The sequence below is a fragment of the Planococcus sp. BI3 genome (genome assembly GCF_056680115.1).
The window spans coordinates 1519936-1539631 of sequence record NZ_CM155266.1 but is presented as its reverse complement, the minus strand read 5'-3'; the positions used below and the strand labels follow the sequence as shown (position 1 = coordinate 1539631).

The window sequence follows — 19696 nt, the reverse complement described above, 5'->3', positions numbered from 1 at the left end:
AACAAAATCCCTATCCTTTCGGCAAATCAAAAACCCCCTGAAGGAATTTTTCCTTCAGGGGGTTTTAGGCTTTCTTATTTACGCAAAGAACCAAGCTCTGTAGCAATGGCCTGCATTTCACTTGTACTGAACTTGTCCCGAGTTGAGACCATTTCATAGAGTTCGTGCAAGTCTTCGTATTGCGAAGCATTAAAATGCTCGGCTTTCATTGCATCCACATTGACCATACGCAATTTTGATTTGATCTCTTCAATCATAAAGCTGACGTTTTCTGGAGATGGTTTTGATAAGTCCATGATAAGTTCCTGCCTTTCGGGTGGGTATGCTTAATCATTTCATTATTCAAATGCAATGTCAATTGCCAGCTCGTTCGGCTTCTTTTTCTTCCTTGATTTTGGCGATGATGCGTTTCGTCTCGTAGACAATGACGCCGGACAGGCCAAGGAGTCCAATCAAGTTCGGGAATGCCATTAAACCATTCATGACATCAGAGAAAGTCCAGACAACATCAAGGGATACGGTTGCCCCTACGAAAACCATCAATACGAAAGCGATGCGGTATACGATGAGCAATGCCGGATTTTTGAACAGATACTGGAAACATTTCTCCCCGTAATAAGACCAACCAATAATCGTAGAAGAGGCAAAGAAAATCAATCCGATGGCTACAACAATCGGTCCTGCGCCTCCCAGGAATTGTTCAAAGGCAGCTGTTGTCAATGCTGCGCCTTCTAATGATTTATCTGTATAAAGGCCTGACATGACGATGGTGACACCTGTAATTGAACAGATGATGATGGTATCGAAAAATACCTGTGTCATGGAGACCAGTGCCTGGCGTCCAGGAAGATCCGTGATAGCGGCAGCGGCAGCGATCGGAGCAGATCCAAGCCCTGCTTCGTTGGAGAATACGCCTCGTGCCACACCATAGCGGATAGCGGCACCAATAGCACCACCGACTGCAGCTTCACCAGTAAATGCCGCACTGAAGATTGTAGCAAACGCTCCAGGAATCAGCTCCATATTGAAGATCATAATAATAATTCCGGCGATTATGTAGAAAAGCGCCATAAAAGGAACAAAGTATGAAGTGACGCGGCCGATGCTTTTGATTCCGCCAAGCAGGACCAGCGCAGTAAAGATAGTTAAAATAATTCCTGTAATCCAAGTTGGTACACTGAATGTATCTCGAACAACAGAAGCTACTGAGTTCGATTGTGTCCCGTTTCCGATTCCGAAAGCAGCAATCGCCCCGAAGGTGGCGAATAAGACAGCCAGCCATTTTTGTTTTAAACCGTGCTCAAGGTAATACATCGGTCCACCGGCCATCTGGCCTTTGGCGTCGACTACGCGGTATTTGACTGCCAACACAGCTTCTCCGTATTTGGTCGCCATCCCGAAGAATGCAGAAAACCACATCCAGAAGACAGCACCCGGTCCGCCGAGAATGACCGCTGTTGCGACCCCGACGATATTACCGGTACCTACCGTGGCAGCCATGGCGGTCGATAATGCTTGGAAATGACTGATGTCTCCTTTAGAAGTCGTATCCGTGTTTTTAGTGAAGACCAACTTCAAAGCATAAGGCAATAGCCGAATCTGCAGAACACCGAGACGTACAGTTAAGAAAATTCCAGTTCCTACTAATAAAATCAATAAAGGCGGTCCCCATACAAAGCCGCTGATCGTGCCCAATAATTCTTCAAACTGTGCCATTATTTCTCCCCCTTTTCACTATCTCTTTTCTATCTGAAAACCTCCTGTAAACATAATATTCCGAAAGTTTTTCAATATAGTCAAGTTATTTTTAAAAAATAATTTTAGATACGTGTTTAGATTTTCAAAGATTAGGGAAAATTCCTAACAGATGTGAAAATTATATTTTTATTGGGAGGAATTTAGAATGAGCCAAAACAAGTTAATGACTGGGTTATTAGTGGGAGCAGCGGTAGGAATCATTGTCTCGCTATTAGACCGTAATACAAGAAATGATGTAATCCAAAAGTCGAAAAAAGCGACCGATAACGCAAAGTATTATGCTAGCAATAGAGACGAATTGATGCAGGCTTTCCAGCAACAGGCTGAAAGAGCACAAAATCTGTATTCCCGCATTTCAGAAGATGCGTCTTATGTTGGAAGCAAAGTAAATGAGTTGAAAGAGATGTCTCCACAAGTTAAGGAAATGGCACTTGAAACCAAAGAGGCATTTATGGATACAAAAGATGCAGTCATCGAAACAAAAGATGATGTGCTTTCAGCAGTCAAAGAAGACAATCCTTCGCCGACTTCTTCTTTGACCGATGATAAGAGTTCTTCGGGATCTGGCAACAAGTCGTCTCAGTTTGACAATAAGCCATCTGAAAAAAGCAATCAATCAGGCAGCAATTCAAATTTCGGGAATCGGTCTTAATCCCATCAGCTCGATAAAACCTGAAGAACAGCAAGAGTATGATAACCAGACCCGTGTCCACTCCATCACTTTCGATGTGACTACAGGTTCTGGCTTTCTAAAAGAATTGTTTCAGAGGATCAAAGACGTCGATGTGCCAGGACTTGGAGCACAGCTGGCGTTTTTTTTCCTCTTGTCAATTTTCCCTTTGCTGATTTTCCTGGTTACCCTGTTGCCATACCTGGCCATATCTGAAACTGAAATTTTTAGTTTCCTGGAAGAGGTTGTACCGGCAGAAGTGTATGTGCTGATTGAAAGTACACTGGTCGAAATACTGACAAACCAAAATACCGGTTTGCTGTCTTTTGGTATTCTGGCGACGATCTGGTCAGCTAGCCTCGGGATGAATGCGTTGATCAAATCACTTAACCTTTCCTATAAAGTAACAGAAGACCGTCCGATTCTGCTGGCAAGAGGAATGTCGATCATCATGACCATCCTGCTGATTTTTATTTTGATCTTGGCTTTGGCGCTGCCTATTTTTGGCGAGCAACTGGGTCTGTTGATTTTTTCATTTCTTGGATTGGAAGAAGGCTTTCTGGCATTATGGAACTCAATTCGCTTTACGATACCGGGAATCATCACTTTTGTAGCCTGCGCCATCATCTATTGGTTGGCCCCTAACGTGAAGATGAATATAGTAAGTGTCCTGGCTGGTGCTGCTTTCGCAGCAATCGGCTGGTTGTTTACTTCCTATCTGTTTTCAATCTATGTCAGCAATTTCGGGAATTTTTCCGCTACGTACGGCAGTATCGGCGGCGTTATCATCTTGATGCTCTGGCTTTATATTTCCGCGATGTTATTGATAGTGGGCGGACAGATTAATGCCGTGATGAAAGAACGGCGGCATTTCATTAAAAAGAAAAAGAAGGCATCCTGAATGATGAACAATTCAGGATGCCTTTTTCTATACATTTCGATTGAGCATGCGCAAGCCGTTTAAGATGACCAAAATCGTGCTGCCTTCGTGGCCAATCACGCCGATCGGCAATGTGATGGTCTGAAAAAAATTCGAGATGATCAGTAGGATGATGACAGAAACGGAGAAGAAAATATTTTGTTTGACAATGCGCTGCATTTTCCGGGAAAGGCGGATTGAGTAGGCGATCCGTGATAAGTCATTTTTCATCAAGATGACATCAGCAGTCTCTAATGCAATATCGGTACCTGCTCCCATCGCGATGCCGGTCGTCGCCGTGGCTAGTGCAGGCGCGTCATTTATGCCATCGCCCGTCATGGCTACATACTTGTATTTTTTCAGCAGTTTTTTCATTTCATCCACTTTATCTGCAGGCAGACACTCTGCGATATAATCGTCGACACCGGTTTCTTTGGCAATGACGGCAGCCGTTTTGCGGTTATCACCTGTCAGCATAATACAGTAGATGCCGGCTTTTTGTAATTCTTCAATCGTAGATTTGGTGATATCGCGAACCGTGTCTTTTAATGCCATAACTGCAAGGATTCCGTGGTTATCCCGGACAAAAGTGACCGTCTTCCCTTGATTGGCTAATTTTCCTAATAGACCCTCTTCAAAAGCTTCTGCAAGTTCTTCGCCGACAAATTTCGGTTTGCCTACGAGAAACTCTTCGCTGTCGATGTTCGCCTTTAAGCCATTGCCGGGTACATCTTCAACTGCCAGGTTCGGTATCGGAGCGATTCCTTTTGATATCACATAATCACTTATGGCTTTTGCCAGAGGATGATTGGATTGGGATTCGATTCCTGCGATTTTGGCCATCGCGATTTGGGGATCCGCTCCTTTTCGGATGACGAAATCTGTGACTTCCGGCTGGCCGCGCGTCAGGGTACCGGTCTTATCAAAAGCGATGGCCTTGACGACGCTCAAATTCTCGAGATGCATTCCGCCTTTGAAAATGATTCCGCTTTTTGCGCCATTTGAAATGGCCGCGAGTGTGGCGGGCATGATGGAAGCGACAAGTGCACAAGGAGAGGCCACGACCAGCAAGACCATGGCCCGGTAGAATGTGGTGTTCCAATCCCAGGCGAACATGTAATGCGGCAAGAATAACATGAGCACAAAAGTCAACAGTACAACTTTTACATAACGGCCCTCAAAGCGTTCGATAAACTGCTGAGAAGGAGATTTTTCGCTTTGCGCCGATTGAACGAGATCGATGATTTTCTGGAACATGGTTTCAGAGCTGGGCTTGGTCATTTCCATCGTAATAGCACCAGACAAATTGACCGTTCCTGCAAACAACTCATCTTCTTCATATTTAGAGACGGGAAGTGCCTCGCCGCTGATTGCGGATTCATCTACAGCGGTTTGGCCGACTTGCAAGACACCATCCACTGGTATCCGTTCTCCGGGTTTCACTACAATCATGTCACCAGTATCCAAGTCGCCGAGAGGGACACGCACCGTTTGCCCTTCTCTGATTAGCCAAGCGGCTTCGGGCTGAATCTCCATTAAGGATGTTATTTCTTTCCGGCTTTTGTTCATCGTATAGGTTTCCAGCGCTCCACTTAAGGAAAAGATGAAAATTAGAATGGCTCCTTCTGTCCAATAGCCGATGATGGAAGAGCCGACTGCTGCTAAAATCATTAAAATTTCAACATTCAGCTGCCTGTCCTCCAAAGTTTTCAGTATGCCGTATTTGGCTTTGGCATAGCCGCCAATCCCAAAGGCCAGCAAGTAAGTGATGACTGAGGGAGTGATGTAATCCTGAATTTCCAGTATAAAGGCGAGGATGATTAAAATTCCTGAAACAATCGATGCAATCAATTCGATATGTGTTTTGAAAGCCGCCATTGATGGTACCTTCTTTCCCTAGAAGAAAAATTTACTGGATAAGCTGCACAAGATTTATTATGGAATTCATTTGAAAGGACGGAATTTTCAAAATCCCATCCTTCTTTATTTTATCACATTTTATGCAAGTAAAAGAGGTAGCGACTTTCCAGTCTAAAACAAAAGAAAAATCCGCTGCCGGAAGCGGCAACGGATTTACTGCTTATTGTTCTTCAGTTGGGCGGCTCTGGAATTGTTTCATCTTGTCGTCTAAATCATCGACCATCGCAATTAAGCGATCAATGTCTTCAAGTTCCGTGTTTTCCGGTTCAATAGCATCTAATACTTCCAAAAACATGCTTAAGCGCTGTTTCATATAAGAGACCTGCTGTTCTTTGTTTGTAATGGATTTCCCCAATTGATACACCTCATTTCGCATGTTAATCGTAACGGAAACTGGCGTAGATTTCAATAAAGAGAAAGTTCAATCAGTTGGGGCATTGTTAGTCCACCCAATCGTACTTTTTCGGTCAGTGGATCCTATATTTGCACAATGGGGAGTCTTACTGACCGTTAAAGCGGGATAAAGTATAGGTAGAACTAATTATTTTACTCTTTTATGTATTTTGAATATTTACTTAATGTGGAGTTTGTGTTAAATTGGGTTTAACAAAACGAGAGGGGAGGCCGAAGGGAATCAGCGAAACCAGACTACAACATCAGGAATTTCAAAGGAGGGGGTTCGCGCATTTCATCGGCACCTTAGCCGAGAATGGGATTATGAAAAATACCTTAACTGTATATAAAACATAAAAGGCTCATCCGCAATCTGACATCAGATACGGAATGAGCCTTTTGTGATGTTTAACGGATTTCAAAGCTTTCGATAATTTCAATAGAGTCCTTGACTGACTGGACCATTGAACAGTTTTTGCGGGTCAATTCCATAACACGTGGCATTTTTTCTTTGTTGATATCCCCTGTGACAATAAAGTGTAAATGGACTTTTTCGACCCGGTCCGCCTCCTCCTCGTTGCGCACAAGCTCTTTAACCTCGATTTGAATATCTTCAGCAGGCATCCGCATCTTATCAAGAACTTTTCTCATGACGCCTCCGCTGCAGACGGCAAGTGAAGAAACCAATAATTGATACGGCCGGAAGCCATACTCTTCGTTGCTCGAAATTTCGAGCTCCCCAAAAGGCAAATGCCCTGTGAAGCCATTTTTGTTCATTGAATAATTCATCTATAAACGCCTCCTATGTTAGAATTGTATCTGAATTCTTATTAAATACAAAAGAACGTGCTTGTTCGGGGAGGCATCATGAAGGGTTTTTTAAAGAGTGAGCGTGGCCGATTTTGGATTCTGGTGGCCATCGTCTCGATTTCAGGCTTTTCTCAGGGCATGCTGCTGCCGCTGATTGCAGTTATTTTTGAACAGGACGGAGTCTCCTCCGCTTTGAATGGCTTGAGTGCCACGGGTTTGTATGTAGGAACCCTGTTGATAGCACCATTTATGGAACCGCAACTGCGGAAGTTCGGCTACAAGCCCTTAATTTTGGTGGGTGGGGGATTGGTCATTCTGTCCCTGTTGATGTTTCCGCTTTGGAAATCGGTGCTGTTTTGGTTTGTGCTGCGAATTTTGATTGGTGTCGGTGACCAGGCTTTGCATTTTTCAACGCAAACCTGGATCACCAGTACCTCTCCCCAGCACCGGTTGGGACGCAATATCGCCATTTACGGCATGTCTTTCAGTGTCGGATTCGGAGCGGGGCCGCTTTTCGTGCCCATGGTGGAAATATTTGAAGCTTTACCGTTCATCGTATCAGGACTTCTGTGTCTGCTGGCCTGGTCTTTGGTTTTCTCGCTGAAGAATGATTTCCCTGAAGTATCAGGGGGATCCATGACAACGAAAGGAACAGCCGGACGTTTTAAAGCGGCTTTGATTATTGCATGGGTGGCATTTTTGCCGCCCCTCGGCTATGGTTTTCTGGAAGCTTCACTGAATGCAATTTATCCGGTCTATGCTTTGCGGCAGTCGATACAAGTCGGGATGGTGTCGATCATGCTGGCAGCATTTTCAGCAGGAGCCATTGCGACACAATTGCCTTTGGGGAATCTGAGCGACCGGATTGGCAGAAGGAAAGTTCTGCTGCTGGCATTGATAGGGGGAGCGGCTGTGTTTGCGGTTGCCAGCTTTTATGAATCCAATGCCTGGCTGACCGTCGGATTTTTTGCGCTGGCCGGTATGTTTGTCGGCTCTACATTTTCGCTGGGCATTTCCTATATGGCCGATTTAATGCCGAAAGATCTTTTGCCGACAGGCAACCTCCTATGCGGTATCGCATTCAGTATCGGCAGTCTAGCGGGTCCATCAATGGGCGGGCTGTTCATTGAATATTCCGGAGGCCTCAGTTTCCTGCTGTTGATTGCCGGGATTCTGCTGCTGATAGCAGTGCTTATTGCTTTGAACGGCAATGCAAAAAAAGTGCAGACTCTATAGTTTAATCCAAAAAAACTGGACCAGAGAATTTTCTCTGGTCCAGTTTTTTTATTGTTCAGCTGTTGGCTGCTTGCGCTTTTCTTTATTGTCCAGCTGCAGCGCCCAGCTCTTCGGGTCATAAGCCAGCCCAGCTGTGCGGCTGAAAACATGCCACTTCGCCGTTCTGTCTTATGCCCGGCAGAGCTACACGGGCTGCTTCCGCTTTTCTTTATTGTCCAGGCTCCAGCAGCCAGCCCCTCGAGTCGCTTCAGACTTACCGACAATGGCAAAGAGCGCCATTACCGGTAAGTCTTCCAGCGCTTGTCGGGGCTAAACGGCTGCTTCCGCTTTTCTTATTTCAGCACCAATTTCGTTACTGTTTCCACTTGTGCGGTTTGCGGGAACATATCGACTGGTTGAATGTATTCGATACGGTAGATCTTTGTTAGTTGCTGCAGATCCTTCGCCAATGTGGAAGGGTTGCACGAGGTATAGACAAAGCGTTTCGGTTTTACTTTCAAAATGGTTTTCAACAACGAATCGTCTAGGCCGGTGCGCGGCGGATCGACTGTCAGCACATCAGGGACAAAGCCTTCATTGCTCCAAAGTTCCAGCCATTTTTCTGCAGTGCCGGTAACGTATTTCGCAGTGATGCCTTGTTTTTTAGCGTTTGCCTTGGCGTCGACGACACTTTCATGGATGACGTCCATTCCGCGGATCTCTTTGGCGCTATCCGCCAGCCATAAGCCGATGGTGCCAACGCCGCAATAGGCGTCGACCACTTTTTCCTGGCCGGTCAATTCTGCAGCGCGTTTGATTTCATTGTATAATTTGACGGTTTGAGTAGGGTTCAGCTGGAAAAAAGCTCGGGCTGATAAATCAAATGCCAATTCGCCCAGTTCTTCATGGATGGTGTCTTTGCCAAATAAGGTGACGGTTTCATCCCCGAAAATAAGGGAGGTTTTTTCTTTATTGATGTTCTGGACGATGGATACAAGATTGGTATCAATTGTTTTCAATCGTTCCAGCAATAATTCCTTTTGTGGAATCTTCGAGCGTGTCGTGACTAGAACCAGTTGGATTTCACCCGTTTTCACACCGGTGCGGACAACGATGGTACGGATGATGCCTTTCATCGTCTTGCCATCGTAAATCGGCATTTTCAGTTCTTCCAAAATCCGTTTCACGGCATTGGTGATGACTGTCGTGTCCGGATGCTGGACGATGCATTGCTCGATATCCAATAATTGATGAGAGCCTTCAGCAAACAATCCGGCAATGACTTTTGTACCTTTCAAGCGTGTCTGGAATTGGCTTTTATTGCGGTAATGCCATGGATCTTCCATGCCGATGGTTTTTTCCACATGGACTTTGGCACCTTTTAAGTAACGTTCCAATGCCTGGACGACAAGGTCACGCTTTTCGACCAGCTGTTGGTCGTAAGTCATATGCTGCAATTGGCAGCCGCCGCATGCTTCATAGATCGGGCAAGGCGGTGTCTGGCGGTGAGGAGAAGCAGTATCTATTTTAACGATGCGCGCTTGGGCAAAATTTCGCTTGACCACAGTCACTTGCGCGGTGATTTCTTCACCTGGCAAAGCTCCCGGCACAAATACCACATTGCGTTTGAAATAGCCAATGCCTTCGCCGTTGATGCCGAGCCGTTTAATGGTCATCGGAAATTTTTGGCCTTCTTCAATAATAGGTTGTTCGTTCATGGATATCACGTCCTTCAGTTAATCATCCCCCCATTATAGCCTTATTTATAGATATCAGCCAGTGCTGATCGCAAATTGGGAAACTTGAATTGGAAACCATGCTGCTCGAGGACGGTCGGCAAGACGCGCTGCCCCTCGAGAACCAATTGGCTTTTGTCTCCAAGTACTGTTTTTAAGGCAAAGGAAGGAACCGGAATCCAATGCGGGCGGCCGAGTGCATGTGCAATTTCTTTGCCGAAATCCTTCATTTGCTTAGGGTTGGGGGCAGTGACATTGAATGCTCCGTTCAGCTGGTCGTTATCGAGTGCAAAAGCGAGTGCCCGCGCTACATCCTTTACGTGGATCCATGACAGCCATTGCTTGCCGGAACCAACCGTGCCTCCTGCAAACAATTTATAGGGCAGCGCCATCAAAGGCAATGCTCCTTCATCTTTGCCCAGAATGATGCCGAATCGGCCACATGCTACCCGTAACCCATCTTCTTCTGCCCGAGCAGCTAAAATCTCCCAATCCCGTACTGTTTGGGCAAGAAAATCAGATCCAAGATCAGCGGAAGCTTCTGTGTAGGTTGTAGTTTCAGATGGCGGATAAATCCCGACAGCACTGGCATTCACGAGGACTTTTGGCTTTTTCTCCAGTTTATGGATAATACGGAGCAATTCATTGGTTGCATCCATGCGGCTTGTGTAGATCAGCTTTTTCTGTTCTTCACTCCATCGGCCGTCATTTATGGATGCTCCAGCTAAGTTGACGAAGGCATCAACACCTTCCAGCTGTGTTTCAGGAACGGCATCTTGGGACAGCCATTTCACATATGTAATTTTATCGGTATTGCTTTTTGGTTTTCTGGTCAAAATAACTACCTCATCGCCTCTAGCCAGTAAAAGACGTGTTAATTCTTCGCCGACAAATCCAGTGCCGCCCGTAATTGCAATTTTCATTTCCATCGCCTCCATTTCTTATTATCATACCCTTTTAAGCATCGAGCTATGCCATTGTTTGCTTGAAAGGTGTATAATGTGAGAAGAAGAGAGGTGCCAGTAAATGCCGATTATTTCAAAAATCACACAGGGAAAGAAAAACCCTGAAAGGTATAATATCTTTTTTGAAGATAAATATGCTTTTAGCGTGGATGAAGCGGTGCTTATCAGGTATCAGCTCACCAAAGGGAAAGAGTTGGATCAATGGACCATCGAAGAGATCAACTTCGAGGACGAAGTCCGAAAAGCCTATAACAAAGCTCTTTATTACCTTGGATTTCGGATGAGAAGTGAAGGCGAAGTGCGCCAGAAACTGAAAGAAAAAGAATACGGTGATGCCGTAATAGATGAAGCCATTAAGAAATTGTACACCCACAAATTTCTGGATGATCAGCAATTTTCAGAGGCGCTGATGCGGACGCAAATCAACTCGGGCAAAAAAGGGCCGCGTGCAATCCAGCAGGATATGCAAAAGAGAGGGATTGACAAACAGATGCAAAAAGATGTTTTGGATTCCTATTCTGAAGAAGAACAATTGGAAGTAGCCAAAGGCCTTGCAGAGAAAATTGCCATCAAAGAGAAGATGAAGACGCCAAGCCAGATCAATCAGAAAATCAGTGATACTTTGATGAGGAAAGGCTACAATTATTCGCTGATCAAATTGGCGATGGAAGAGCTGGACCTTGAAAAAGACGATGACCAATGGTCGGAGATTGTTACGGAACAAGGAGACAAGCTCTGGCGCAAGCATAGCTCAAAACTGACAGGCTATGACTTGAAGTCGAAAGTTAAACAAGGGCTGTACCAAAAAGGTTTTCCTAATGAAGTAATCAGTGACTACCTGGAAAAAAAGGAGCTTGAAGATGACTGAAGAAAAGCGATACAGCGATATGACTGAACATGAACTCCGCGGGGCAATTGCGCGTCTGAAAGAAAAAGCCCGGAAAGCTGAACAACTGGGCATCGTCAATGAATTTGCCGTGCTGGAACGAAAAGCCATGATGGCGGCGGCTTATCTATTGGATCCCGCCGATTTCAAAAAAGGTGAAGTGTACCGCATCGATGGAGATCCAAACGTCTATTTTCAAATCGATTATTTAAAAGGCCGATTTGCCTGGGGATACCGGATGGGCGGAGAAAAACATACGGAAGCGTTGCCGATTTCCATGCTGCGCCCGTTGAAAGAAGGGAAGTAAACGGATGAAAGAAATTATCGAACAACTGACGATCGAACTATTGGAAAAAAATCCGAACTTATCGGAAGAAAAAGCACGTATCTGGATTGAATTGCTGGCTTCAGACTTTGAATCGTCCTATGCTAAAGCTGGATACGATTACCAAGGCACCGCAGTAGTAGAGAAAGTGATGCGCCAGTGGATCGACAGCTACGGCGACAAAATTCATGAATTTGCCAGCACCAACCCGAAATATGCACATTTGTTGAAGGATTAATAGAAAAGCGAAAGCGCCCGTGTAGCTCTGCCGGGCATAAGACAGAACGGCGAAGTGGCATATTTTCAGCCGCACAGCTGGGCTGGCTTATGACCCAAAGAGCTGGGCGCTGCAGCTAGACAATAAAGAAAAGCGAAAGCGCCCGTGTAGCTCTGCCGGGCATAAGACAGAACGGCAGAGTGGCATATTTTCAGCCGCACAGCTGGGCTGGCTTATGACCCAAAGAGCTGGGCGCTGGAGTCTGGACACTAAATACAAATCTAAAACCCCACACTTTCGTAAACTTCAAAAAAGAAAACGCGCACCCGAGGGTGTGCGTTTTCTAGTTATGGCTGAAATCCAGTTTTTTTCTTAATTTGTCTTCACTAAAGATCCAGCCGGTATAAGAATTGATGATTTTGCATTCTTTATCCAAATGGGCAACAGCCACAAATGGATAATAATCATTGCTGCGGTAGCGCAGATCGATCAGCCGTACCTCGTAGATATCTCCATACTCGTTGATTTCCCAACGGTATAATGGAGAGAAGGAAATGAACGCCGCGATGTTCTTGTCTTTTAATGCAGCCTGAATCAGATTGTTTTCAGGCATCTCTTTTTTCATGAATTTATCATAGATGTTGATGGTCCGTCCGTATGCACGGCCGACATAATGATGACGGTCCGTATCGGCAGCAACACGCCAATGGAAAAAACGCATCGTTGGTGCCACAAAAACTTTGTTGGCGCCCGGGATGGTATTCCGGACAGCATGCTTAATCGCTGCCTGGACGGCGAATCTTGCAATGTAGTAGAAGAACATAACGACATACAGAATACCAACCGTCCAAACTGGATCAGCGCCGAATGCCCAAATCATCAAGGCCAGTACATGTGCACCGAAAATGATGGGGTCAAAAGTGTTGATGACGCCAAGTGCAACCCAACGGTTGGAAATCGGCCTGAGCGCCTGTGTGCCATAGGAATTGAAAATATCAACAAATACATGCATGAAAACTGCCAGGAAAGACCATAGCCATAGATGCAGCAGGTTAGCTTCAGGGAAGATGAACGATAATGCACCTGCTATTAGCAGAGGCCAAAGCATCACTGCGGGAATCGAATGGGTGGCGCCTCGATGATGCCGGATATATACGGCGTTATCACGAAGTTTTAAAACAGTGTCGATGTCAGGTGCCAATGAACCGATGATGACACCGGATACTACTGCGGTCATGGTGGCGGGGTGGCTGACGACAGCCGGATCGGCCATTGCGAGGCCGCCAAGGGCAATGCCCATGACAATATGAGTTCCTGTATCCATTGCCTCATCCCCTTTCTATAAAGATGTTAATTGGTATGGAGAACTAAAGATTTTTGTTAAAATAAATGTATTCCTTACTTGCATATATACCCGAAACAAGACTGGAATAATCAAGCTGAACGGAGGCTATCCCCATTAAACTAGAGAAGACACAATTTCAAAATGACCTGATCAACTGGTTTGCGGCAGAAAAAAGAGATTTGCCTTGGAGACGGACGGCAGATCCTTATCAAATATGGATTTCAGAAATTATGCTGCAGCAGACCCGTGTGGATACTGTCATTCCTTATTATAAACGCTTTGTCGAAAAATTTCCCACTTTGAACGACTTGGCTGGAGCCGACGAACAAATCCTGCTGAAGCAATGGGAAGGATTGGGTTATTATTCCCGTGCCCGCAACCTGCAGGCTGGAGTAAAGGAAGTCGCTGAAAACTACGGTGGAATCGTCCCTGATAACCGGAAAGAAATTTCATCCTTGAAAGGGGTCGGCCCGTATACGGCTGGAGCCATCCTGAGCATTGCTTACGGCGTTCCGGAACATGCAGTGGATGGCAATGTCATGCGTGTATTGTCCCGAATTCTTCTGATTGAGGAAGATATTGCGAAGCCAAAAACACGGAAAATCTTTGAACAAGCCGTCACTGAAATCATCAGCCATGAAGATCCGTCTTCATTTAACCAAGGTTTGATGGAACTAGGTGCCTTGATCTGTACACCGACTTCACCAAAATGCCTGCTGTGTCCGGTGCGTGAGCACTGTGCCGCATTTCATGAAGGCAAGCAGCAGGACTTGCCAATCAAATCAAAAGCGAAAAAAACGAAATCACTGCAATATGCAATGGTGGCTATCCGCCACAACAACAAATTGCTGATGGAACAGCGTCCTGCAACGGGCCTGCTGGCGAATATGTGGCAATTTCCGATGCTCGAAACGGCAACAGACATGCTGCCGCTGGAAATCGAAGAACAGCTGTCTGAAAGCTTGAAAGGCGTTGTGGACAAAGCAGAAAAAATTACTTCTTTCAAACATGTCTTTTCTCATTTAACATGGAACGTGGATGGCTTTATCGCCGACAGTGAAAATATAGCGGCACCTGCCCATATGAGATGGGTAACGGCAGAGGAACTGGATTTATTGCCGATTGCCGGACCGGTCCAGAAAATGAAAACGGCATTACAGCAAAGAGGAGATGTTTGATTATGGCAGAACAAAAAGTAGCATTGGTGACAGGCAGCAGCAGAGGCCTCGGCAAAGCGATGGCAATCGCTCTTGCAGAACAAGGATACGATATCGTCGTCAATTACGCACGCAGCAAAACTGCAGCACTTGATACGGTCAAGGAAGTTGAAGCAAGAGGACAAAAGGCCTTATTGGTTCGTGCCAATGTAGGCGATGTCGAGAAACTTCGCGGCATGTTCGAGACCATTAAAGAGGAATTTGGACGTCTGGACGTTTTCGTTTCCAACGCAGCTTCCGGTGTACTGCGCCCTATTATGGAACTTGAAGAATCGCATTGGGACTGGACAATGAACATCAACGCAAAAGCAATGTTGTTCGGTGCCCAGGAAGCGGCGAAATTGATGGATAAAGGCGGCAAAATTGTCGGCATCAGTTCACTTGGCTCTATTCGGTATTTGGAAAATTATACGACGATAGGAGTTTCAAAAGCGGCAGTAGAATCATTAACGCGTTATCTGGCTGTTGAGCTGGCGCCACTCGGAATTGCCGTCAATACAGTATCGGGCGGAGCGCTTGATACAGAAGCTTTAAAGCATTTTCCGAACCGGGAAGATTTATTGAACGATGCGCGTGTCAATACGCCAGCGGGCCGAATGGTTGAAATCGAGGATATGGTCAAAGCGGCATTATTCCTGATTTCTTCGGATTCGGATATGATCCGTGGACAGACGATTATTGTTGACGGCGGCCGCTCGGTCGTGATGTAATCCTTTGGTCCTTCCGCCTTATTGCTGTATGTTTTCAGAATTGATTGATATAATACTGAAATAGCAGATAAACAAAGGCTTAGACAAGAAGGTGGGATGCTACATGGCGATTCCTGCGGAGGGTGAAACAATCCAAATCCACAGTTATAAACACAACGGCCGAATCCACCGTGTCTGGCAGGAAACAACTGTACTGAAAGGTACGAATAATATTGTAATTGGTGCAAATGAACGGACGCTGGTGACAGAATCCGATGGCCGAACCTGGTTGACGCGCGAACCGTCAATCTGTTATTTCCACGCAGAACATTGGTTCAACATCATCTGTATGCTCCGAGACGACGGTGTTTATTATTATTGCAATGTCAGTTCTCCATTCGTCTATAATAATGGCTCGTTGAAATACATCGATTATGACTTGGATGTAAAAGTGTTTCCAGACATGTCTTACACGCTGTTGGATGAAGACGAATATGAAGACCATAAGCGGCAAATGGGTTATCCTGAAGTGATTGATCAAATTCTTCACCGAAATGTGGAAAAGTTGATAGGCTGGATCAAACAGCGCAGAGGGCCGTTTGCCCAGGACTTTATCGAAGTATGGACGGACCGCTATGAATTTCATAGACTAAACCGGATTCGTGATTAAGATGAAAACCTGTTGCCAGCCAACAGGTTTTTCGTTTTGAATAGAATGGAGTGAAAGTTTTGAGCAGTATGAAACGCTATATGCAGTTTGTCAAACCGTATTATTGGCAGATTGCATTGACGATTGTCATCGGAATATTTAAATTTGCGATTCCGCTTTTTATTCCGTTGCTGATCAAAATCGTCATTGATGACATTATCGGAGCGGACGCGCTGTCCAACGCAGAAAAGCTGGAGCAGCTGTACTTATGGCTTGGAGGAACAGCGATCGTGTTTTTCCTGCTGCGCCCACCGATTGAATATTACCGCCAATATTACGCACAGTATGTCAGCAATAAAATCCTTTATGATATCCGCGGCTTTCTCTATGGCCATCTCCAGCGCTTGAGTTTGCGCTATTACGCCAATACGCGTGCGGGTGAAATCATTTCGCGGATCATCAATGATGTGGAGCAGACCAAAAACTTTGTCATGATCGGCTTGATGAACGTCTGGCTGGATCTGGCGACGATTGTCATCGCGATCATCATCATGCTGACAATGGATGTTTCCTTGACCATTGTTGCGCTGCTGGCGTTCCCGTTCTATGCATTCAGCGTTAAATATTTCTTTGGACGGCTGCGTGACCTGACGCGTGAACGTTCGCAGGCTTTGGCCAATGTCCAAAGCTATCTTCATGAGCGGGTGCAGGGAATGAGCATCATCAAAAGTTTTGCACTCGAAAAGCATGAACAGAAAATTTTCAACGAGACCAACGATCAGTTCCTGGAGAAAGCCATTGATCATACCAAGTGGAACGCTAAGGCGTTCGCGGTAGTGAACACCATTACGGATGTCGCACCGCTGCTGGTCATCGGCTATGCCGGATACCAGGTCATCGAGGGGGATCTGACACTCGGTACGATGGTGGCGTTTATCGCATATATCGAACGCCTGTACAATCCACTGCGCCGATTGGTCAATTCTTCCACAACTTTGGTGCAGTCTTTGGCTTCCATGGACCGTGTGTTTGAGTTGATTGATGAAGACTACGATGTGACGGACAAGGAAAAAGCGCATGACCTGAAAGTTGTCGACGGCAAACTGGAGTTCCGCGACGTCTCTTTCCATTACAATGATGGCGGCACGGAAGTATTGTCGGATCTGAACTTCACCGTGAAGCCAGGAGAGACGGTTGCTTTTGTCGGTATGAGCGGCGGCGGGAAATCGACCATCATTTCCCTGATCCCTCGTTTTTATGACGTCACCAGCGGCGGCATCTATATGGATGACCACGACCTGCGTGATGTGACGACCCATACATTACGTGACCAGATTGGCCTAGTTCTGCAGGATTCGATTCTCTTCAGCGATTCCGTAAAAGCGAATATCCTGATGGGGAAACCGGATGCGACAGATGAAGAAGTGGTCACGGCAGCTAAAGCTGCCAATGCAGACGAATTCATTTCGCAGCTTCCCGAAGGCTATGATACGAAAGTCGGGGAACGTGGCGTGAAATTATCTGGTGGACAGAAACAGCGTGTAGCAATTGCACGGGTATTCCTGAAAAATCCACCGATTCTGATACTGGACGAAGCTACTTCTGCACTGGATCTTGAAAGCGAAGCGCTGATCCAGGATTCGTTGGAACGTCTGGCGCATGACCGGACAACTCTCATTGTTGCCCACCGCCTTTCAACGATTACCCACGCGGACCAGATTCTTGTCATTGACCATGGCAAGCTTGCTGAAAGCGGAACACATAATGAACTAATGAAACAGCAGGGCGTGTATTATAACCTGTTCCAGGTCCAACATTTTAATTGATTATTCTTAAAGCCTCCATCTTTTGGAGGCTTTTTTCTATGCTTTTAACTTCCAGCAAATTCAAAAAGAAATATTGCATTAATAGTAATATTACGTATAATTGAAACAGGGAGAATAATCTGAATCATTTTTGTGCAAAAGGGGGAGCAGCATGAATGAACGTAAAACCATCTTAGATGTTAAAGGTTTGAAAACATCCTTTTTCACAGATGATGGAGAGATACCAGCGGTAGATAATGTAGATTTTCACATACGGGAAGGCGAAGTGCTTGGCATTGTCGGTGAATCCGGATGCGGTAAAAGTGTTACTTCACTCTCCATAATGGGCTTGGTTCCAAGTCCTCCAGGGAAAATCACCGGAGGCGAAATTTTATTTCAGGATAAAGATTTGACGAAATTGTCCGAGAAGAAAATGCGGGAAATCAGAGGCAATGACATTGCGATGATTTTCCAGGAACCGATGACTTCGTTAAATCCACTTTTTACAATCGGCGATCAGCTTCGTGAAGCAATCAAGATCCATAAACGGGACTGGTCCAAAAAACAGGTTCAGGAACGGGCCATTGAAATGATGAAACTGGTTGGCTTGCCGCGTCCTGAGGGCTTGATGAAGGAATATCCGCATCAGCTGTCAGGCGGAATGCGCCAGCGTGTCATGATTGCCATGGCATTGCTGTGTGATCCGAAAGTATTGATTGCAGATGAACCGACGACTGCCCTGGATGTGACCATCCAGGCTCAGATCCTGAAATTAATCAAAAATCTCAATGAACGATTGAATACAGCCGTCCTATTAATCACCCACGATTTAGGCGTGGTAGCGGAAACCTGTGAGCGCGTAGTTGTCATGTATGCAGGAAAAGTGGTCGAAGAAGGTCCAGTCCATACGATTTTCAATGATCCGCAGCATCCATATACGAGAGGTTTGCTGGAATCGGTTCCGGATATGCGCTTCAAAAAAGAGCGTCTGTATTCGATTCCTGGAAACGTTCCAAAACCCGGAACCATCAAAACAGGCTGCAAGTTCGCAGAACGCTGTGAATTTGCTTTCGACCGCTGCATCGTGGAAAACCCGGAACTGTACCAAACGGCGGACAATCACCAGACGCGCTGTTTCCTATTTGATCCTAAGGAGGTACAGTCTCATGACAGAACCGTTGTTAAAAGTTGAAGGGTTGAAAAAGTACTTCCCTATTAAATCCGGAATTTTGGGTAGGGTCAGCAACCATGTCAAAGCGGTGGATGACGTTTCCTTCACCGTTCAGGAAGGCGAAACTTTGGGGATCGTCGGCGAATCCGGCTGTGGAAAATCCACGACCGGCCGCATGCTGATGCGCCTTTTGGAACCGACGGAAGGCACAGTGACATTCGATGGCCAGGAATTGACCAGTCTATCGAACAACGATATGCGGAAAGCGCGCCGCGATATTCAGATGGTTTTCCAGGATCCTTATGCTTCGTTGAATCCACGCCATACGATTGAAAAGATTTTAATGGAACCGCTTAATGTCCATAATATAGGCGATCCGAAAGAACGCAAAAAGAAAGTCCATGAATTTCTGGAAATTGTCGGCTTGAGCAGCTACCATGCAAAGCGTTATCCGCACCAATTCAGCGGCGGCCAAAGGCAGCGTATCGGCATTGCACGCGCTTTGATGACGAATCCAAAATTGATTATTGCAGATGAACCCGTATCAGCCCTTGACGTTTCGATTCAGGCACAGGTACTGAACCTGATGCAGGACCTTCAAAAAGAGCTGAAGCTGACTTATATTTTTATTGCCCATGATTTAGGGGTGGTCCGCCACATCAGCGACCGCGTGGGCGTCATGTATCTGGGGCAAATGGCGGAACTTGCCAATACTGAAGATTTGTATGAAAAACCGCTGCATCCATATACGCAGGCCCTGTTGGCTGCTGTACCAGTGCCGGATCCGGAATTCGTCCGGGAAGAAGTCGCCATTACGGGGGATGTTCCAAGCCCCGCAAATCCACCGAGCGGCTGCAGATTCCATACGCGCTGTCCATTTAAAATGGATATTTGCTCGAAAGCGGTGCCGATTTTTGCAGAAGTTGAGAAAGGTCATTCTGTTGCCTGTCATCTTTACGAAGAGTCCAGGCCGCAATGATAATAAATAGAAAAAACGGAGGGGTTA

20 protein-coding genes are annotated in these 19696 nt (G+C 45.9%); 12 read left to right on the top strand and 8 right to left on the bottom strand.

The genetic code is table 11. The features are described from left to right. Positions 1–74: 74 nt before the first annotated feature. Both AC1MEO_RS07880 and AC1MEO_RS07875 read right to left on the bottom strand, forming a co-directional pair. Entirely contained in the window at positions 75–296 is a 222-nt protein-coding gene (locus AC1MEO_RS07880; RefSeq protein ID WP_480335430.1) for a DUF1128 domain-containing protein, read from the bottom strand. A 58-nt stretch (positions 297–354) separates the two neighbouring features. Next, the gene (locus tag AC1MEO_RS07875; RefSeq protein ID WP_480335429.1) at positions 355–1716 is read right to left on the bottom strand and encodes an alanine/glycine:cation symporter family protein; all 1362 of its coding nucleotides are present in this window, start codon (positions 1714–1716) and stop codon (positions 355–357) included. 187 nt (positions 1717–1903) lie between these two features. Here AC1MEO_RS07875 and AC1MEO_RS07870 point away from each other — a divergent pair, with 187 nt between their 5' ends. Both AC1MEO_RS07870 and AC1MEO_RS07865 read left to right on the top strand, forming a co-directional pair. Beyond that, on the top strand, positions 1904–2410 hold the full coding sequence (locus AC1MEO_RS07870) for a YtxH domain-containing protein (RefSeq protein ID WP_480335428.1): 507 nt from the start codon (positions 1904–1906) through the stop codon (positions 2408–2410). Then, entirely contained in the window at positions 2343–3329 is a 987-nt protein-coding gene (locus AC1MEO_RS07865) for a YihY/virulence factor BrkB family protein (RefSeq protein WP_480335427.1), read from the top strand. The genes AC1MEO_RS07870 and AC1MEO_RS07865 overlap by 68 nt, the downstream gene beginning before the upstream one ends. A gap of 27 nt (positions 3330–3356) precedes the next feature. On the opposite strand, the gene AC1MEO_RS07860 is transcribed toward AC1MEO_RS07865, so the two are convergent. The 3 genes from AC1MEO_RS07860 to AC1MEO_RS07850 form a co-directional block, all read right to left on the bottom strand. Then, a complete protein-coding gene (locus AC1MEO_RS07860; RefSeq protein WP_480335426.1) occupies positions 3357–5225 on the bottom strand; it encodes a heavy metal translocating P-type ATPase in 1869 nt (622 codons plus the stop codon). A 202-nt stretch (positions 5226–5427) separates the two neighbouring features. Beyond that, positions 5428–5622, bottom strand: coding sequence for an SE1561 family protein (locus AC1MEO_RS07855; RefSeq protein WP_480335425.1), 195 nt, complete (start codon positions 5620–5622; stop codon positions 5428–5430). Between the two features lie 446 nt (positions 5623–6068). Next, the gene (locus AC1MEO_RS07850; protein ID WP_480335424.1) at positions 6069–6449 is read right to left on the bottom strand and encodes an OsmC family protein; all 381 of its coding nucleotides are present in this window, start codon (positions 6447–6449) and stop codon (positions 6069–6071) included. Positions 6450–6527: 78 nt separating this feature from the next. Here AC1MEO_RS07850 and AC1MEO_RS07845 point away from each other — a divergent pair, with 78 nt between their 5' ends. Next, positions 6528–7706 carry an MFS transporter gene (locus AC1MEO_RS07845; RefSeq protein ID WP_480335423.1) on the top strand — a complete coding sequence of 393 codons (1179 nt, stop codon included), beginning with the start codon at positions 6528–6530 and terminating at the stop codon, positions 7704–7706. Positions 7707–8038: 332 nt separating this feature from the next. Here the strand turns inward: AC1MEO_RS07845 and rlmD are convergent, their stop codons facing one another. Both rlmD and AC1MEO_RS07835 read right to left on the bottom strand, forming a co-directional pair. Continuing rightward, positions 8039–9403, bottom strand: coding sequence for a 23S rRNA (uracil(1939)-C(5))-methyltransferase RlmD (rlmD, locus tag AC1MEO_RS07840; RefSeq protein WP_480335422.1), 1365 nt, complete (start codon positions 9401–9403; stop codon positions 8039–8041). 41 nt (positions 9404–9444) lie between these two features. Next, the gene (locus AC1MEO_RS07835) at positions 9445–10344 is read right to left on the bottom strand and encodes a TIGR01777 family oxidoreductase (protein ID WP_480335420.1); all 900 of its coding nucleotides are present in this window, start codon (positions 10342–10344) and stop codon (positions 9445–9447) included. A 103-nt stretch (positions 10345–10447) separates the two neighbouring features. On the opposite strand from AC1MEO_RS07835, the gene recX reads away from it, so the two are divergent. The 3 genes from recX to AC1MEO_RS07820 are packed head-to-tail and all read left to right on the top strand — an operon-like array spanning position 10448 to position 11835. Then, the gene (recX, locus tag AC1MEO_RS07830; RefSeq protein ID WP_480335418.1) at positions 10448–11254 is read left to right on the top strand and encodes a recombination regulator RecX; all 807 of its coding nucleotides are present in this window, start codon (positions 10448–10450) and stop codon (positions 11252–11254) included. Continuing rightward, entirely contained in the window at positions 11247–11579 is a 333-nt protein-coding gene (locus AC1MEO_RS07825; RefSeq protein ID WP_480335417.1) for a YfhH family protein, read from the top strand. The genes recX and AC1MEO_RS07825 overlap by 8 nt, the downstream gene beginning before the upstream one ends. A 4-nt stretch (positions 11580–11583) precedes the next feature. Further along, the gene (locus AC1MEO_RS07820) at positions 11584–11835 is read left to right on the top strand and encodes a YfhJ family protein (protein WP_480335415.1); all 252 of its coding nucleotides are present in this window, start codon (positions 11584–11586) and stop codon (positions 11833–11835) included. 322 nt (positions 11836–12157) lie between these two features. Here AC1MEO_RS07820 and AC1MEO_RS07815 read toward each other — a convergent pair whose 3' ends face one another. Beyond that, complete coding sequence (locus tag AC1MEO_RS07815) at positions 12158–13138, bottom strand: metal-dependent hydrolase (RefSeq protein ID WP_480335413.1); 981 nt, start codon at positions 13136–13138, stop codon at positions 12158–12160. 200 nt (positions 13139–13338) lie between these two features. On the opposite strand from AC1MEO_RS07815, the gene mutY reads away from it, so the two are divergent. From mutY to AC1MEO_RS07785, 6 genes are all read left to right on the top strand, one after another. Next, the gene (gene mutY / locus AC1MEO_RS07810) at positions 13339–14337 is read left to right on the top strand and encodes an A/G-specific adenine glycosylase (protein ID WP_480335412.1); all 999 of its coding nucleotides are present in this window, start codon (positions 13339–13341) and stop codon (positions 14335–14337) included. Between the two features lie 2 nt (positions 14338–14339). Next, positions 14340–15086 (top strand): enoyl-[acyl-carrier-protein] reductase FabL, encoded by a 747-nt coding sequence (gene fabL, locus AC1MEO_RS07805; protein ID WP_480335411.1) that lies wholly within the window; start codon positions 14340–14342, stop codon positions 15084–15086. Positions 15087–15189: 103 nt separating this feature from the next. Then, complete coding sequence (ntdP, locus tag AC1MEO_RS07800; RefSeq protein ID WP_215102815.1) at positions 15190–15735, top strand: nucleoside tri-diphosphate phosphatase; 546 nt, start codon at positions 15190–15192, stop codon at positions 15733–15735. Between the two features lie 59 nt (positions 15736–15794). Beyond that, the gene (locus AC1MEO_RS07795; RefSeq protein ID WP_480335410.1) at positions 15795–17540 is read left to right on the top strand and encodes an ABC transporter ATP-binding protein; all 1746 of its coding nucleotides are present in this window, start codon (positions 15795–15797) and stop codon (positions 17538–17540) included. A 151-nt stretch (positions 17541–17691) separates the two neighbouring features. Then, positions 17692–18711: an ABC transporter ATP-binding protein gene (locus tag AC1MEO_RS07790; RefSeq protein WP_480335408.1), complete on the top strand. Its 1020-nt coding sequence runs from the start codon at positions 17692–17694 to the stop codon at positions 18709–18711. Continuing rightward, positions 18686–19669 carry an ABC transporter ATP-binding protein gene (locus AC1MEO_RS07785; protein ID WP_480335407.1) on the top strand — a complete coding sequence of 328 codons (984 nt, stop codon included), beginning with the start codon at positions 18686–18688 and terminating at the stop codon, positions 19667–19669. Before AC1MEO_RS07790 ends, AC1MEO_RS07785 begins: the two co-directional genes overlap by 26 nt. Positions 19670–19696: the final 27 nt, after the last annotated feature.

What these genes read in the sequence shown, in the direction of transcription:
- AC1MEO_RS07880 (WP_480335430.1), bottom strand. Translation starts at nt 296, where the DNA reads ATGGACTTATCAAAACCATCTCCAGAAAACGTCAGCTTTATGATTGAA.
- AC1MEO_RS07875 (WP_480335429.1), bottom strand. Translation starts at nt 1,716, where the DNA reads ATGGCACAGTTTGAAGAATTATTGGGCACGATCAGCGGCTTTGTATGG.
- AC1MEO_RS07870 (WP_480335428.1), top strand. Translation starts at nt 1,904, where the DNA reads ATGAGCCAAAACAAGTTAATGACTGGGTTATTAGTGGGAGCAGCGGTA.
- AC1MEO_RS07860 (WP_480335426.1), bottom strand. Translation starts at nt 5,225, where the DNA reads ATGGCGGCTTTCAAAACACATATCGAATTGATTGCATCGATTGTTTCA.
- AC1MEO_RS07850 (WP_480335424.1), bottom strand. Translation starts at nt 6,449, where the DNA reads ATGAATTATTCAATGAACAAAAATGGCTTCACAGGGCATTTGCCTTTT.
- AC1MEO_RS07845 (WP_480335423.1), top strand. Translation starts at nt 6,528, where the DNA reads ATGAAGGGTTTTTTAAAGAGTGAGCGTGGCCGATTTTGGATTCTGGTG.
- rlmD (WP_480335422.1), bottom strand. Translation starts at nt 9,403, where the DNA reads ATGAACGAACAACCTATTATTGAAGAAGGCCAAAAATTTCCGATGACC.
- AC1MEO_RS07835 (WP_480335420.1), bottom strand. Translation starts at nt 10,344, where the DNA reads ATGAAAATTGCAATTACGGGCGGCACTGGATTTGTCGGCGAAGAATTA.
- recX (WP_480335418.1), top strand. Translation starts at nt 10,448, where the DNA reads ATGCCGATTATTTCAAAAATCACACAGGGAAAGAAAAACCCTGAAAGG.
- AC1MEO_RS07825 (WP_480335417.1), top strand. Translation starts at nt 11,247, where the DNA reads ATGACTGAAGAAAAGCGATACAGCGATATGACTGAACATGAACTCCGC.
- AC1MEO_RS07820 (WP_480335415.1), top strand. Translation starts at nt 11,584, where the DNA reads ATGAAAGAAATTATCGAACAACTGACGATCGAACTATTGGAAAAAAAT.
- AC1MEO_RS07815 (WP_480335413.1), bottom strand. Translation starts at nt 13,138, where the DNA reads ATGGATACAGGAACTCATATTGTCATGGGCATTGCCCTTGGCGGCCTC.
- fabL (WP_480335411.1), top strand. Translation starts at nt 14,340, where the DNA reads ATGGCAGAACAAAAAGTAGCATTGGTGACAGGCAGCAGCAGAGGCCTC.
- ntdP (WP_215102815.1), top strand. Translation starts at nt 15,190, where the DNA reads ATGGCGATTCCTGCGGAGGGTGAAACAATCCAAATCCACAGTTATAAA.
- AC1MEO_RS07790 (WP_480335408.1), top strand. Translation starts at nt 17,692, where the DNA reads ATGAATGAACGTAAAACCATCTTAGATGTTAAAGGTTTGAAAACATCC.
- AC1MEO_RS07785 (WP_480335407.1), top strand. Translation starts at nt 18,686, where the DNA reads ATGACAGAACCGTTGTTAAAAGTTGAAGGGTTGAAAAAGTACTTCCCT.